This is a genomic window from Streptomyces speibonae (assembly GCF_984686075.1).
This window is the reverse complement of record NZ_OZ480260.1, coordinates 3,122,213-3,136,176: the sequence shown is the minus strand read 5'-3', so window position 1 is coordinate 3,136,176 and position 13,964 is coordinate 3,122,213. Positions and strand designations below refer to the sequence as shown.

The following is a 13,964-nucleotide window of genomic DNA, read 5'->3' as shown; positions in this document are numbered from 1 at the left end:
CCACGGGACGCTCCGAAGAACGCTGCCGGACGCGGCGCGGGCGGCGCCGTCGGCGATGATGCGAGCGGTGGTGGGAGGGAGCCCGTTGAGCCCGGGTGCCGGAAACCGTGACGTCGGCCCGGTGGTGGCCGTTACCGGGGGAGACGGAGGACGTCGGCGCCGAGGCAACGGCCGAGGCCGCCACCCCCCACAGGAGAGGCCCCGGCCGTCGCGCGGCACGGGCCGCGCGGCGACCCGTACCCTCTACAGCGCCAAGGGTGCGTTTTCTGTCACACCATCCTGTGTCACGGGTTAGTTGCATCTTGGACGGACATGGACGGGGAGAGGATTCAGGCCGTAACGTGCCTTTCGCGCCAGGCCGCGGCGGACACATGACCACGAACCGCCCGCGGTCCAGGGGTCGCAACCACTGATCCGACGATCACCACTGACCGAGCAACCACGACGGCGAGAACCCGGTCCGCCGCGAGAGCGGCGCCGGCTGAGGCGCAGAAGGGCGCGCGCGTGTGCTGGGGGACGACGCGGAGCTGACCGCCGCGGTGCGTGCGGCACAGGACGGGGACGAGACCGCGTTCCGCACGGTGTACCGCGCCGTGCACCCGCGGCTGCTGGGCTACGTCCGCACGCTGGTCGGCGAGGCCGACGCCGAGGACGTGACGTCCGAGGCATGGCTCCAGATCGCCCGCGACCTGGCACGGTTCACCGGCGACGCGGACCGGTTCCGCGGCTGGGCCGCCCGGATCGCCCGCAACCGCGCCCTGGACCACATACGCATGCGCGGCCGCCGCCCGGCGATCGGCGGTGACGAGTCCGAACTCACCGGCCGGGCCGCCGAGTCCGACACCGCGGGAGAGGCGATCGAGGCGCTGGCCACCGACGGCGCGTTCTCCCTCATCTCCCGGCTGCCGCAGGACCAGGCCGAGGCCGTCGTCCTGCGCGTGGTGGTGGGCCTCGACGCCAAGTCCGCAGCCGAGACGCTGGGCAAGCGTCCCGGCGCCGTACGGACCGCCGCCCACCGCGGCCTGAAACGCCTCGCCGAACTGCTCGGTGACGATCCGGAATGCCATCCGGAATCCGCCGGGGTGCTCGACGCCCTTCCGCCCCAGAGAGAACCACGCCGTCGTACGGTGACGTCCGCGAGTGTGACGCAGATGCGAACGCGGACGCAGAAGGACATGTGATGGCCGACGAGCAGTACAGGTGGCTGGACCGCGGGACCGCGGAGCGATTCCTGAACGGAGAGCCACCCGAATCTGCCGATCCCACCACCCGTGACCAGGCCGAACGTCTCGCCGGAACTCTCCGCTCGCTCGCCGCGCCGCCCCCGTCGGCCGATGAGGAACTTCCCGGTGAGGCGGCCGCGATGGCCGCCTTCCGCAAGCTGCGGGAGGAACACCAGGGACAGTCCGGCGCGGACCCGCAGGCCGTGCATCAGGCCGCGGAGACAGCCGCCGACGTCGGTCTGATCCGTCTCGGCGCCACACACGATGATCGTTCCGGAACCGCGGACGGACCCGGCCGGCCGCGGTTCCTGCGGCTCGGACTGGCCGCCGCGGTGGTCGCCGGCATGGTCGGCGGCGCCGCGGCCCTGGCCGGCGCAGGCGTCCTGCCGACGCCCTCCGACGATCCCGACGCCGACCCCGCGGCCTCCGTCACCGCCACGCCTTCCCCTCCCGGACGCCTCCTGGTCTCGCCCCCGCCGGACGGCGGCGAAGCAGGGCGGTCGAAGGACGCCGGCAACGGCGGGAAGGGGACGGACGCCCACGGCGGCGACGACACCGGTCCCGACGGACCGGGGGCGTCCGGCAAGAACGGCTCGGACGCCGGCGACTCGGCGGCCCGCTCCGGACACGGCTCGAAGCAGACGGTCTCCGCCTGCCGTGACCTGCGCGACGGCAAGCAGCTGAACGACGCCCGCCGGCGTCTCCTCGAGCAAGAGGCGGGCGGTCCCTCCCATGTCCACGGCTACTGCGAGGACACGCTCGCCGGGGACGAGGCGGACGACGCGCACACCACCACAGGCTCCGGCTCCGGTGACGGCGACGACGAGGGCAACGGCAAGAACAAGGGCAAGGGCAACGGCAACAACGGCAAGGCCAAGGGCCAGGGCGAGAATCACGGCCAGGGCAACGGCAAAGGCAAGAACAACGGCAACGGGAAGAACAACGGCAAGGGCCACGGCGCCGACAAGAACAAGGGCCATGGCTCCGGTCAGGGCGACAACGGCAAGCAGAACCAGGGAAACGGACCCGGAAACAACGCCGGAAACAATCCCTGACCTGCGCTTTTGTTGAGCGATCACATCTCTTCGCCGACGGGTGTGACACTTCCGGACCCCGCGACGCAGTAATGAGTGAGCCGACTGGTCATCGGCCGTCGCACAGAGCCGGGGTTCCCCCCGTACCTGCGGCTCGTGCATCCGGCGCGGGTGGGACACGTTCCCCCGGTCCCGCCCGCGCCCCATCTCTCACCAGTGCACGACGACCTTGTCGCCGTTGCGCACCTGCCCGTACAGCCGGGCGATCGCCGCCTCGTCCCGTACGTTGACGCAGCCGTGCGAGGAACCGGCGTACCCCCGCGCGGCGAAGTCGGCCGAGAAGTGCACGGCCTGGCCGCCGCTGAAGAACATGGCGTACGGCATGGGGGAGTCGTAGAGCGTGGACACATGGTGCCGGGACTTCCAGTAGACCCGGAAGACACCCTCACGGGTGGGGGTGTACTCGGAGCCGAAGCGGACCGGCATCGTCGACACCGTGCGCCCGTCGATCATCCAGCGCAGGGTGCGGCTCGACTTGCTGATGCACAGCACACGGCCGGACATGCAGCGCGCGTCGGGCTCGTCGGCGGGCTGACCGCCCATCAGGTACAGCTCCCACTTGCCCGGTTCGCGCGTCATGGCGAGCAGGCGCTGCCAGGTGACGCTGTCGGTCACCCCCGTCTTCGGCAGTCCGCGCTTGCCCTGGAAGCCCCGGACCGCCTGCGTCGTCAGCTCGTCGTACGTCCCCGTGGGCCCGTGGAAGATCCAGGCGACCTGCCGCAGCCGGGCCTGGAGTTCGCGTATGTCCCGTCCGGAGTCGCCGGGGGACCACAGCACGCGCGGCGGCCGCCGCGTCGACGGAGCGGCGGAGGGCGACGAGGGCCGGTCGTCCTTTGGAGTCCGTGACGCCGCCGGGGACGGAGACGGGGACGGCGTGCGGCTCGGGACCTCTATGCGCACGGGCGACCGCTGCTCCCCGTCCGCACCGGTGGGCTGCACCGTGCAGCCGGCCGCGCCCGCCGTGAGCGCGGTGAGTGCCGCCAGGCCGGCCACCCCTCTTCTCCCCATGCCCTTCCTACGCACCCAAGCCCCCCTCGTCTCACGGGCCGTGCCCGGATCCCGGCACCCGGGATCCTCGGATCCCACCACAGATCTACCCCGGAGGTGCCCGTTGCCGAACAACGGGGCATGGTGGTGGGTGACCGGCCGGACAACCGCCGAGGTGGACGCTGTGAGCGGGGTCCCATGGCGGTTGTGAGGAAGGTCCCAGCGTGTGCCCCTGCACCGGGCCGCACGCGCCCCGCTACAGTCCGTGCAGGTCGGCCCGTACGGGCGACCACGAAACTGACGGGTACGGGGCGAGCAACGCCGCTCACCGGGAGGCAACCACACCATGGCGCGCGAGTCTGAGTCCGGACTGCCCATCGAGCCGGTCTACGGGCCGGAGGACCTGGCGGGCTGGGACGCGGCCGAGAAGCTGGGCGAGCCGGGGGCGTATCCCTTCACGCGGGGTGTGTATCCGACGATGTACACGGGCCGGCCGTGGACGATGCGTCAGTACGCGGGTTTCGGTACGGCGACGGAGTCCAATGCCCGGTACAAGCAGTTGATCGCGAACGGGACGATGGGTCTGTCGGTGGCGTTCGATCTGCCGACGCAGATGGGTCATGACTCCGACGCGCCGATCGCGAGCGGTGAGGTCGGCAAGGTGGGTGTGGCGATCGACTCGATCGACGACATGCGGGTGCTGTTCGGCGGGATTCCGCTGGACAAGGTGTCCACGTCGATGACGATCAACGCGCCGGCGGCCCTGTTGCTGCTGCTGTACCAACTGGTGGCGGAGGAGCAGGGCGTCAGCGCCGACAAGCTGACGGGCACGATCCAGAACGATGTGCTGAAGGAGTACATCGCGCGGGGTACGTACATTTTCCCGCCGAAGCCGTCCTTGCGGCTGATTGCGGACATCTTCAAGTACTGCCGGGCGGAGATCCCGAAGTGGAACACGATCTCGATCTCCGGCTATCACATGGCGGAGGCGGGCGCCTCGCCCGCGCAGGAGATCGCCTTCACCCTCGCCGACGGTATCGAGTACGTGCGGACGGCGGTGGCGGCCGGGATGGATGTGGACGACTTCGCCCCGCGTCTGTCGTTCTTCTTCGTGGCGCGGACGACGGTCCTGGAGGAGGTCGCGAAGTTCCGTGCGGCGCGCAGGATCTGGGCGCGGGTGATGAAGGAGGAGTTCGGGGCGAAGAACCCCAAGTCGCTGATGCTGCGTTTCCATACGCAGACGGCCGGGGTGCAGCTGACGGCGCAGCAGCCGGAGGTGAACCTGGTCCGTGTGGCCGTGCAGGGCCTGGCCGCGGTGCTGGGTGGTACGCAGTCGCTGCACACCAACAGCTTCGACGAGGCCATCGCCCTGCCCACCGACAAGAGTGCGCGGCTGGCGTTGCGTACGCAGCAGGTGCTGGCGTACGAGACGGATGTGACGGCGACGGTCGATCCGTTCGCGGGTTCCTATGTCATCGAGAGGATGACCGACGACGTCGAGGCGGCGGCGCTTGAGCTGATGCGGAAGGTCGAGGACCTCGGAGGCGCGGTCAGCGCCATCGAGCACGGCTTCCAGAAGAACGAGATCGAGCGCAGCGCTTATCGCATCGCGCAGGAGACCGACTCCGGTGAGCGGGTCGTGGTCGGCGTCAACCGTTTCCAGCTCGACGAGGAAGAGCCGTACGAGCCGCTGCGTGTGGATCCCGCGATCGAGGCCCAGCAGGCCGAACGCCTGGCGAGGCTCCGCGCGGAGCGCGACCAGCAGGCGGTCGACGCCGCCCTGGCCGCCCTGCGCAAGGCGGCCGAGGGCGAGGACAACGTCCTGTACCCCATGAAGGAGGCCTTGAAGGCCCGTGCCACAGTGGGCGAGGTCTGCAACGCCCTCCGCGGCGTCTGGGGCACCTACGTCCCGTCGGATGCCTTCTGACCTGGGCGGTTACTCCGTCCAAGTGATCGCGGGCAGCTGCTCTACACCGAACCGGCCGACGGCACGTACCCCGCCCCCCAGCGCTTCAAGCGTGGCCAGGACGTCGTCGTGCCGGGGTCGGTCGGAGTGAGTGCCGAGATCTCGGTGGACACCCTTCTCGACGGCTGAGGCGCTTGCCCGGCAGGGCTGCCGCAGGGGTCAGCGGGTGTCGAAGCGGGAGAGGTATTCCGGGAGGCCGGTGGGGGTGTGGCCGGCCCACCCCACATAGCCGTCCGGGCGGACGAGGAACAGGCCCGTGCCGTAGGTCCCGTGCGCCGGGCCCTGCACCACCCGTACGGACGGGGGCATGGCGGGGGCGGCCGCGCCCAGGGCCAGCAGGGTCCAGTGCGGGCCCCGGAAGGCGTCGAAGATGCGCACCCCGGCCACCGTGCCGTCGGGCGCCCGGTCGCCCGCGCGCACCGGGCCCGGCTCCATGCGGGTCTCCGCGGTGAGCGAGGAGTAGGGGTAGCCGAGATTCAGCTGCCGGGTGGCCCCGCCCCGCCGGGTCTCGCCCCGGTGCACGCTGGTGGAGAGGTCCAGCATCTGCGCGGCGATCGGCCGCCGCTCCTCCTCGTAGGTGTCCAGCAACGCCTCGTCCGCCCCGCCGCCCAGCACCGCGCCCAGCTTCCAGCCGAGGTTGTAGGCGTCCTGGATGCTGGTGTTGAGCCCCTGTCCGCCGGCCGGTGAGTGCACGTGCGCCGCGTCACCGGCGAGGAAGACACGGCCCGCGCGGAACCGGTCGGCCAGCGCGGCCCGCGGGCGGAAGTTGGAGGCCCACCGCACGTCCGTGACGTCGTCGGCGGCGAGGTGGGTACGGGCGGCGATCACCTTCCGTACGCCGTCGGGCGAGACGTCCACCTGCTCCCCCTCCGCGAACCGGGCCATCACCTGGAAGTCCTCCGTCCCGCCCAGCGGGCAGATCGCGAGGAGCTCCTGGCCCTCCGCCGGCGGGAAGATGTGCCAGTTGTCCCGGTCCAGACCGGTGAGCCGGACGTCCGCCACCAGCATGGGCTGCGGGTCCACCTCCTCCCCGGTCATGCCGATCTCCACGCTGTGGCGCACCACGGACCGGCCCCCGTCCGCCGCGACGAGGTACCGGGCGTGCAGGGGCTCGCCCGAGGCGAGGTGTGCGGTCACCCCGTCCGCGTCCTGCGTCACGCCGGTGACCTCGCGGCCGAAGGCGACCTTGCCGCCGAGTTCCTCGAGCCGCTCCAGCAGGATCCGCTGCGTGCGCCACTGCGGCACCATCCACGGCTCGTTGTACGGCGAGTCCTCGGTCGGCTCGGCGATCTGGTCGAACATGTGGTGCTCGCCCATGCGCTCGCCGTTCTGCCAGAGCATGCCGACCGGGTAGCCGCCGCCGGCCGCGCGGATCGCGTCCAGCACGCCCAGGTCGTCGAAGACCTCCATGGTGCGCGGCTGCATCCCCTTCCCGCGCGAACCGGGGAACAGGTCGTCCTCCCGCTCCACCACCAGCGCGGAGATCCCGCGCCGGGCCAGGTCGACACCGAGGGCGAGACCGGTCGGTCCCGCGCCCACGATCAGCACATCGGTGTGGTCCATGATCCACCGTCCTTAACGTTGTTAAGTGCCGTCTTCCAGAGCGTGGCCCTAACGGTGTTAGATTGTCAAGCGTGAGTACGGAACGACGCGCCCCGCTCGACCGCGGACGGGTCGCCGACACGGCGCTGAAGCTGCTCAACGAGGTCGGCCTGGAAGGCCTGACACTGCGTGTCATCGCCAAGGAGCTGGACGTCAAGGCGCCCGCGCTCTACTGGCATTTCAAGGACAAGCAGGCGCTGCTCGACGAGATGGCGACGGAGATCCTCCGCCGCATGGCCGCCGAGCACACGCACACGCTCTCCCCGGACGACACCTGGCAGGAGCGGCTGCTCAAGGTCAACCGCGGCCTGCGCACGTCGCTGCTCGCCTACCGCGACGGCGCGAAGGTCTTCAGCGGCACGCGCTTCACCGGTATCGAGCACGCCGAGCAGATGGAGGACAACCTGCGGCTGCTGACGTCCTGCGGTTTCACGCTCGCCCGGGCCGTCCGCGCCATCACCACCACGTACCTGTACACGCTCGGATTCGTCACCGAGGAGCAGGGCGTCATGCCCCGGCCCGGGGAGCGCCGCGAGGGCTTCGACGTGAGCGACCGTGCCCGCCTGCTGGCCGACTATCCCCTGGCGGCCGGGGTCGGCAAGGAACTCTTCGAGAACTACGACGCCCACTTCGAAGAGGGCCTCGCCCTGATCCTCGCCGGGATCGAGGCCCGGTTCAGCCGAGCAGACGCCGCAGGTTCAGGCGTCCCCACAGAAGGCTGACGGCGAACGACAGAACCATCACCGTGACCACCAGAACGGCCAGCAGCAGCCCCGCCGCCGGGCCGCCGAGCTCCGGCGACACCAGGGGAGCGACGATCTCCTCGACGAACAGCACATGCACCATGTACGCGCCGAGCGCCGCACCGGCCAGCCTCTTCAGCAGGGGCCGGTGCCTCTCCGGCACCCTGACCCTGCTGACCAGCAGCAGGACACAGATGCTCATCACCGCGACGAACAGGTGCGCGTTGGGCATCACGTAGTGGACCTGCGTGTTGTACCAGAGCGCCCCCACCATGGTGAGCGCCATCAGTACGAACAGGGGCCGCCGCCACCGGACGGTCCCGGCCGGCAGGGCGAACAGCAGCGCCCCGCCCACCGCGTACACCAGCGCATAGGTGCTGAACCCCCAGGACGACGACGGCATCTCATACCCCGTCACCTCGGTGATCGTGGTCAGCACGCTCGGCGCGACCGCGACGCCGAGCAGTGCCGCGCCGAGCCCCCAGGGCCGCCGGCCCGCCCTGATCAGCACGGCGAAGGCGAGCAGCGCGATGACCGGGATGTAGTTGTACATGAACCACAGGTGGTAGGCGGGCTCCACGGAGCCGAAGAGGGAGTCCGCCGCCAGCTCCGTCATCGGACGGTCGTTGCGGTCGCGCAGCCAGGCCCAGAGCAGGTAGACCGCCGTCCACACGAAGAGCGGCACGGTGTTGCGCACGATCCGCTGCCACATACGGGCGCTGTCGCGCGGGGGTGCGCCGACGAGTACCGCCCAGCCGGCGATGGCGAAGTACATGGGCACCGCGAAGGGGTTGACCGCCTCGGCGACGTGCCCCGCCCAGTAGGTGCCGGAGCCGTTCGCCGGGTCGTTGCCGGTGGCGTGGATGAACTGGGCGCCGACGTGGCCCAGCATGATGGTCGCGGAGCAGAGGAGGCGGATCAGGTCGATGTCAAAGCGGTGTTCGCGTGGGCCGGTCCGTCCGGCGGGAAGGCTGGGGCCGGCCTTTTGCTGCGGCAGGCGTACGGAGGTGTCGTTGGGCACCGCGCAACTGTGGAGCGGTGGGGTGTACGGGGGTTGACGGGCGGGTGGCGCGGTTGTGACCCGTGGGTCTCGGTTGGCGACCCGGCTGCGCTACCTCCTGCGGCGCACCGCCCTGCCCACCACCCGCTTCGCCCGCCCCGCCTGGACCCTCGCCCGGGTGCGCGGTGTGCTCCCCGGCAAGGACAGTTCCGCCAGGCGCAGTTCGGGGAAGTAGTAGCCGGGCGTACCGGCCAGATGCGTGCGGAGCCACTCCGCCGTCGGCTCCCGCAGGCCCGCGTACGTCTTGGGCTGCATGCAGAAGCCGACCGCCCGGACCAGGGGCGACAGCGTGTCCGGGGCCGGTCCGACGACGGCGGGCGTCTCGTCACCCTCCAGGTCCGGCACCAGATGGTCGATCACGGCCAGCGGCACCCGGTTGCTGTTCGGGTACGGCGTGAGACGGTCCATGACCAGCGCCGTCCCCACCCGGGCGACGGGCACGTCGTAATACGCGGACGCGGTCACCATGGCCGTCGAGAAGCAGCCCACGACGAGTGCGGGACGGCAGTGCCGGTACAACGTCTCGGCCAGCAGCGGAGCGTCCAGCACGGTCAGCCGTACACCCGCGTCCGCCGCCGCCTTGCCCAGCGCCGCCGAGTAGCCGGCCGGGGCCGTCGGATGCGGCTTGAAGACGATGGACCGGTGCCCGGCGCGCACGGCCCCGGTCAGCATGCGCACGTGGAGGTCCTCCTCCTCCCGCGCGCTCAGGATGTTGATCGCCGCCAGGTACTGGCCGAGGAGCACGGCCGTCGGCTCCTCGGCGAGTACGGGCGCGAGCCGCGGGTCGTCCGCCGCGTCGCGGGAGATCTCGTCCAGCACACCCCGGAACGCCCCGTCCGGCACGATCACGGGTTCGACGCCGTACTCGGACAGCAGCAGCGGCCGCAGCCCCGGGACCAGGTCGAGATGGAGCAGCCGCCGGACGCGGCGCGCGAGGGTCAGGGGCAGTTTCTCGCGCGTCGGGCCGTAGCTCATCAGCCCGTCGGCGTACACGTCGACGGACGCCTCGGAGAAGATGGCCGCCAGCGCACGGGCCGGGTTGACCTGGATCGACTCGACGGCGAGCTCCACCCTGTCGTCCTCGTCGACGTCCCACAGCAGCCGCAGCGCCCGCTGCCACAGCACCGTGTCGTCGCCGCGCGGCCCCCAGGTGCTCGGGTGGTACGGGCTGATCGCCTCGTTCCAGCTCGTCACCGTGTCGAAGCGGCCGGCCAGCGGGCCGTAGCCGTGCATCTCGTCCAGGCGCAGGGCGGTCTCCGGGACGGCGGCGTTGTTGGAGACCAGCAGGATGCGGCGGGCCTCCCCGCGCGGTCCGAACAGGCCCGCGTCCAGCGCGGCGGCCAGGGTGGCCGCGCCGTAGAGCGTCGAGACCTGGAAGATCTGGGTGGTGGTGCGGGGCAGGGACATCAGGCGGCCTTCCGCCCGTCACGCAGGCGGCCGAGCAGCCTGCCGCGGGTGCGGTCGATGGTGGCGAGGGTCTCCTCCAGGGCGTGCTGCGGCATGCGGTGCAGCGCGTCCCGCGCCTCGCGCCGCAGCCGCCCGGCCGCCGAGGGCTCGTAGGCGTCCGCCTTGCCGAGGTGGAAGGCGATCATGGCGCAGTAGGTGCGGACGGCCTTGAGGAGGAAGCGGTCGGCCTCCGGGTCGTTCTGCACGTCCCGCAGCAGCAGGTCGTACGCCGGGATGAAGTCCAGCTGACGGGAGTCCTTGATCTGGGTGAGGGAGGTCGTCACGCCGCGCCGGTAGAACACCCCGTGCAGGCCGAGGGACGCGTAGCTGCGGGCCGTCAGGTGCAGGCGCCAGATCCACAACCGGTCCTCGGCGGTGCGCAGTTCGGTGACGAACCGCATGCCGCCGTCGGCGAAGAGGTGGCGGCGGTAGATGCCGGCCCAGACGAAGGGGTAGTCGACCATCGTCTCCGTGTCGACGGGCATGATCCCGTCGCGCGGATCCATCACCGCGTTGCGCACGGGGGCCGGGGGCCGTCTGATCACGCGTTCCGTGCCGGTGGCCTGGACGTGATCGGTGCGGGCGAAGTCGCAGCCCAGCTCCTCCATCGCCCGCACCATGCCGGCGAGGTGACGGGGGCCGTACCAGTCGTCGCCGTCGAGGAACGTGAGGAACTCGCCGTCGGCCGCGTCGATACCGGTGTTGCGGGCCTGGGCGATGCCCTGGTTCGTGTCGTGCCGGATCACCCGTGCGCCCGGGAGGCGCTCCGCCCAGCGGTCGATGAGGTACGGGGTGGCGTCCGTGGAGCAGTCGTCGACGAGCAGGAACTCGAAGTCCGGGTGGGCGTTGGCGGTGAGGCTGCGCAGGGTGCTCTCCGCGAACGCCTCCACGTTGTGCATCGGGACGACGACGGACAGTTTGGGCACGTGGGGTCTCTTTCTCGGGGGCATGGAGCGGCGGCTCGAATGTGCCCTGGCTTGGCGGGCGGCTGGTGGCGTGTGCGTGGACAACGGGTGAACAGTGCGGTCACGGTGGGGGTGCGGGTCGGGGGTGTGTTGCACGGGCGGGGCTTCTGCGGGGTGTCCGGTGCTGGTGCGGGGCGGGGGTGTCTGCACGGTCGGCGCTCTGCAGGGTGGCCGGCGTTGACGCGGGCCGGGGGGTGTTGCGCAGCCCGGCGCCGGCGGGGTGCCGCCCGCGCCCACCCGTGCCGCCCCAGCGGCACGACTGCCCGCGCTGGGCGGGGGGCGGGGGGCGGGGGGCTTGGGGGCACATCCAGGCCCGTAAGGCACTGAGGGAGGCACGACTGCCCGCGGATTTCGCCGGGTCAGCGGCGCAGCTGTGCGGCTCTTTTCAGGGCGCGGGCCTGGCGGGCCAGGCGGCGGGCTGTGGGGTTGCGGGGGAGGAAGGCCAGGCGCTGGGGGATACCGCCGGGGAGGGCCAGGGAGGCGAGCCGTTTGCGTGCGAACCAGCGGCGGACGCGCGGGTGGCCGGCGTGGCGCGCGAGGAACCCTTCCGCGACCGGGCGCAGGCGCGGGTGGACCTCCGGGCGCATGGTGAACCCGAGTGCGGCGACCAGGTCGCCCAGTTCACCGGCCGGGAGCGCGGCCTCCGCGCCCCCCGACTCCGCGCCCCCCGACTCCGCGCCCCCCGACTCCGCGTCCGGCAGCAGCGCGTCGGACAGCACCGCCGCGACGCGGGCACCGTTGCGGTACGACGTCAGGCGCTCCAGGAGCCACCCGGTGCCGACGCGGACGACCGGCAGGCCGTAGAACGCCGACGCCGTGAACAGTGCCGTGGAGGAGCAGCCGACGACCAGCGCCGGACGGGACTTCTCGAACAGCACCTCGGCGGGCACCGGGTCGTCCAGGACCGTGAGGTGCACGCCGAGACGCTCCGCCTCGGCCCGCAGCGCGCTGCCGTGCCGGGCCGGGGCGGCGGGGTGCGGGGCGAACACGGCCGCGTCGTGGCCGCGTCCGGCCGCTCCCCGCAGCATCCGTACGTGCAGGGCGTCCTCCTCCCCGGCGGCCTCCACGCCGAGCGCGGCCAGGGACTGGCCCACCAGCAGCGCCGCACCCTCCGGCAGCGGGGGCAGCGCATCCGTCACCGCCGCCATCTCACCGGTGACCTTCAGGAACGCGTCCGTCGGCACCACCCGCGCCGGCACGTCGAACTCGGCCAGCAGCAAGGGCGTCAGACCCGGCACCAGACCGGGATGGAGCACCTGGCGCACCCGCGTACCGATCAGCGGGTCGAGCTTGCCCCGCGTAGGGCCGTAGCCCGTCAGTCCGGAGACGCAGACGTGCACCGGGGCGCCGGTGAACACCTGGGCCACCGCCAGCGCCGGGGCGGTGTCCGGGGGCCCGAGGACCAGCTCCACGCGGTCGTCGCCCAGCCCCCACAGCCGCCGCAGATGCCGCTCCAGGAGCGGAACGTCCTCCGCGCGGGGCGTCCAGGCCGCCGGATGGAACGGCCGGATCGCCTCGTTCCAGGACAGCACCGCGTCGAAGCGGTCGCGCAGCGCGGCGAACCCCGGCAGCGCGTCGGGCGCCGGTGCGGCCTCGGGGACCGCGGAGTCGTCGCAGAACAGCAGCACCCGCCGCGCGGGCCCCGCGAAGCAGCCGGACTCCATCGCGGCCACCTGCGCGGCGACGCCGTACAGCGACGAGGCGCAGAAGATCCGGGTGGTACGGGGCATCAGGCGGCCGCCTTCCCCGTGCCGGCCCGGCGCCGCAGCCGCCGCAGCCGGGCGGCACGCCGCAGGTCCATGGTCTCCAGCACGTCGTCGAGCACGTCCTGCGGCAGCCGCCGCAGCGCCGCCGCGCTCATCGCCCGCAGCCGCCGGACCACGGCGGGCTCGAACTTGTCCTCGTCCGCCAGATGATGGGCGATGATCGCGCAGTACGTCCGCACCGCCTTCGGCAGCAGCCGGGCGGCGTCCCGGTCCGCCGCCGTCTCCTCGACGATCTGGTCGAAGGCGCGGATGAAGTCGAGTTGGCGGTCGTCACCGATCCGGGTGAGGGAGGAGGCGACCCCCCGCCGGTAGAACACGCCCAGCAGGTCCACCACCGCGAACGACTCCGCCTCGCGGTGCAGCTTCCACGTCCACGGACGGTCCTCGGCCGTGTGCAGCCCCTCGGTGAAGTGCAGCAGCCCCCGCTCCAGCAGCCGCCGGTGGTAGACACCGGCCCAGACGGACACATAGTCCACCGAGGTCGTCCGGTCCGCGGGCAGGATCGACTCCCTGGGGTCCAGCACCTCGCCCCGCAGCCCGACCGGCACCCGGCGCAGCGACCGGGCGCGGCCGGTGACCTGCACCTGGTCAGTACGGACGAAGTCGCAGCCCAGCCCCTCGGCCGCCGCCACCAGACGCGGCAGATGACCCGGCGCCAGCCAGTCACCGGCGTCGAGGAAGGCCACGTACTCGCCGCCCGCCACGTCCAGCCCGGTGTTGCGCGCGGTGGCGACCCCGCCGTTGGTGCCTCGGGGGAGAAGACGCACCCGGGCGACGTCCGCGAGGTCCTCGGCGGCACGCTCGAGAAGGGCCAGGGTTCCGTCCTGGGAATGGTCGTCGACCAGAATGAACTCGAAATCCGGGCGGGCGTTCGCGCGCAGACTTCTGAGCGTGTCCGGGGCGTATTGCCGCACATTGTGGAACGGGACGATCAGCGAAAGCTTCGGCACGCGCAAAACATTAGGAGCATCGCCCGGATCGGCAACTTTCCGATGGTCGTACGGGGGGTGAACTCCGTGTGTCGGTACGGTGTATCGGGTCTACGCAGGGCGTTTTCGCGGGCCGGTTCGGCTCGCGGTGGGCTGTTGTTAACGTTTCGTTGATTCACGGTT

Annotated in this window: 11 protein-coding genes; 4 read left to right on the top strand and 7 right to left on the bottom strand. The window is 71.7% G+C overall.

Annotated features, from left to right (window positions below; genetic code table 11):
- The first annotated feature begins 506 nt into the window (after window positions 1-506).
- Both AC5L3C_RS13890 and AC5L3C_RS13885 read left to right on the top strand, forming a co-directional pair.
- Entirely contained in the window at window positions 507-1,181 is a 675-nt protein-coding gene (locus AC5L3C_RS13890) for an RNA polymerase sigma factor (protein WP_493649274.1), read from the top strand.
- Window positions 1,181-2,278 (top strand): hypothetical protein, encoded by a 1,098-nt coding sequence (locus AC5L3C_RS13885; RefSeq protein WP_493649273.1) that lies wholly within the window; start codon window positions 1,181-1,183, stop codon window positions 2,276-2,278. The genes AC5L3C_RS13890 and AC5L3C_RS13885 overlap by 1 nt, the downstream gene beginning before the upstream one ends.
- Before the next feature lie 189 nt (window positions 2,279-2,467).
- Here the strand turns inward: AC5L3C_RS13885 and AC5L3C_RS13880 are convergent, their stop codons facing one another.
- The gene (locus AC5L3C_RS13880) at window positions 2,468-3,325 is read right to left on the bottom strand and encodes a L,D-transpeptidase family protein (RefSeq protein ID WP_493649272.1); all 858 of its coding nucleotides are present in this window, start codon (window positions 3,323-3,325) and stop codon (window positions 2,468-2,470) included.
- Between the two features lie 325 nt (window positions 3,326-3,650).
- Between AC5L3C_RS13880 and AC5L3C_RS13875 the strand changes: the two genes are divergently transcribed.
- Window positions 3,651-5,231: an acyl-CoA mutase large subunit family protein gene (locus AC5L3C_RS13875; protein WP_493649271.1), complete on the top strand. Its 1,581-nt coding sequence runs from the start codon at window positions 3,651-3,653 to the stop codon at window positions 5,229-5,231.
- A gap of 198 nt (window positions 5,232-5,429) precedes the next feature.
- On the opposite strand, the gene AC5L3C_RS13870 is transcribed toward AC5L3C_RS13875, so the two are convergent.
- Window positions 5,430-6,833 carry an FAD-dependent oxidoreductase gene (locus AC5L3C_RS13870; protein WP_493649270.1) on the bottom strand — a complete coding sequence of 468 codons (1,404 nt, stop codon included), beginning with the start codon at window positions 6,831-6,833 and terminating at the stop codon, window positions 5,430-5,432.
- A 71-nt stretch (window positions 6,834-6,904) separates the two neighbouring features.
- On the opposite strand from AC5L3C_RS13870, the gene AC5L3C_RS13865 reads away from it, so the two are divergent.
- Entirely contained in the window at window positions 6,905-7,594 is a 690-nt protein-coding gene (locus tag AC5L3C_RS13865) for a TetR/AcrR family transcriptional regulator (protein WP_493649269.1), read from the top strand.
- Here the strand turns inward: AC5L3C_RS13865 and AC5L3C_RS13860 are convergent.
- The 5 genes from AC5L3C_RS13860 to AC5L3C_RS13840 all read right to left on the bottom strand — a co-directional run bounded on the left by AC5L3C_RS13860 (window position 7,548) and on the right by AC5L3C_RS13840 (window position 13,802).
- Complete coding sequence (locus AC5L3C_RS13860; RefSeq protein WP_493649268.1) at window positions 7,548-8,636, bottom strand: acyltransferase; 1,089 nt, start codon at window positions 8,634-8,636, stop codon at window positions 7,548-7,550. The two genes, AC5L3C_RS13865 and AC5L3C_RS13860, sit on opposite strands and share 47 nt — an antisense overlap.
- A 90-nt stretch (window positions 8,637-8,726) precedes the next feature.
- Complete coding sequence (locus tag AC5L3C_RS13855; RefSeq protein ID WP_493649267.1) at window positions 8,727-10,082, bottom strand: polysialyltransferase family glycosyltransferase; 1,356 nt, start codon at window positions 10,080-10,082, stop codon at window positions 8,727-8,729.
- A complete protein-coding gene (locus tag AC5L3C_RS13850) occupies window positions 10,082-11,047 on the bottom strand; it encodes a glycosyltransferase family 2 protein (RefSeq protein WP_493649266.1) in 966 nt (321 codons plus the stop codon). The genes AC5L3C_RS13855 and AC5L3C_RS13850 overlap by 1 nt, the downstream gene beginning before the upstream one ends.
- Window positions 11,048-11,445: 398 nt before the next feature.
- Complete coding sequence (locus AC5L3C_RS13845; protein WP_493649265.1) at window positions 11,446-12,816, bottom strand: polysialyltransferase family glycosyltransferase; 1,371 nt, start codon at window positions 12,814-12,816, stop codon at window positions 11,446-11,448.
- Window positions 12,816-13,802: a glycosyltransferase family 2 protein gene (locus AC5L3C_RS13840; RefSeq protein WP_125504584.1), complete on the bottom strand. Its 987-nt coding sequence runs from the start codon at window positions 13,800-13,802 to the stop codon at window positions 12,816-12,818. The genes AC5L3C_RS13845 and AC5L3C_RS13840 overlap by 1 nt, the downstream gene beginning before the upstream one ends.
- Between the last annotated feature and the right edge of the window lie 162 nt (window positions 13,803-13,964).

Bases quoted from the DNA above. Each gene is read 5' to 3' on its own strand.
- AC5L3C_RS13885 (WP_493649273.1), top strand. From the start codon at position 1,181: ATGGCCGACGAGCAGTACAGGTGGCTGGACCGCGGGACCGCGGAGCGA.
- AC5L3C_RS13880 (WP_493649272.1), bottom strand. From the start codon at position 3,325: ATGGGGAGAAGAGGGGTGGCCGGCCTGGCGGCACTCACCGCGCTCACG.
- AC5L3C_RS13875 (WP_493649271.1), top strand. From the start codon at position 3,651: ATGGCGCGCGAGTCTGAGTCCGGACTGCCCATCGAGCCGGTCTACGGG.
- AC5L3C_RS13870 (WP_493649270.1), bottom strand. From the start codon at position 6,833: ATGGACCACACCGATGTGCTGATCGTGGGCGCGGGACCGACCGGTCTC.
- AC5L3C_RS13855 (WP_493649267.1), bottom strand. From the start codon at position 10,082: ATGTCCCTGCCCCGCACCACCACCCAGATCTTCCAGGTCTCGACGCTC.
- AC5L3C_RS13845 (WP_493649265.1), bottom strand. From the start codon at position 12,816: ATGCCCCGTACCACCCGGATCTTCTGCGCCTCGTCGCTGTACGGCGTC.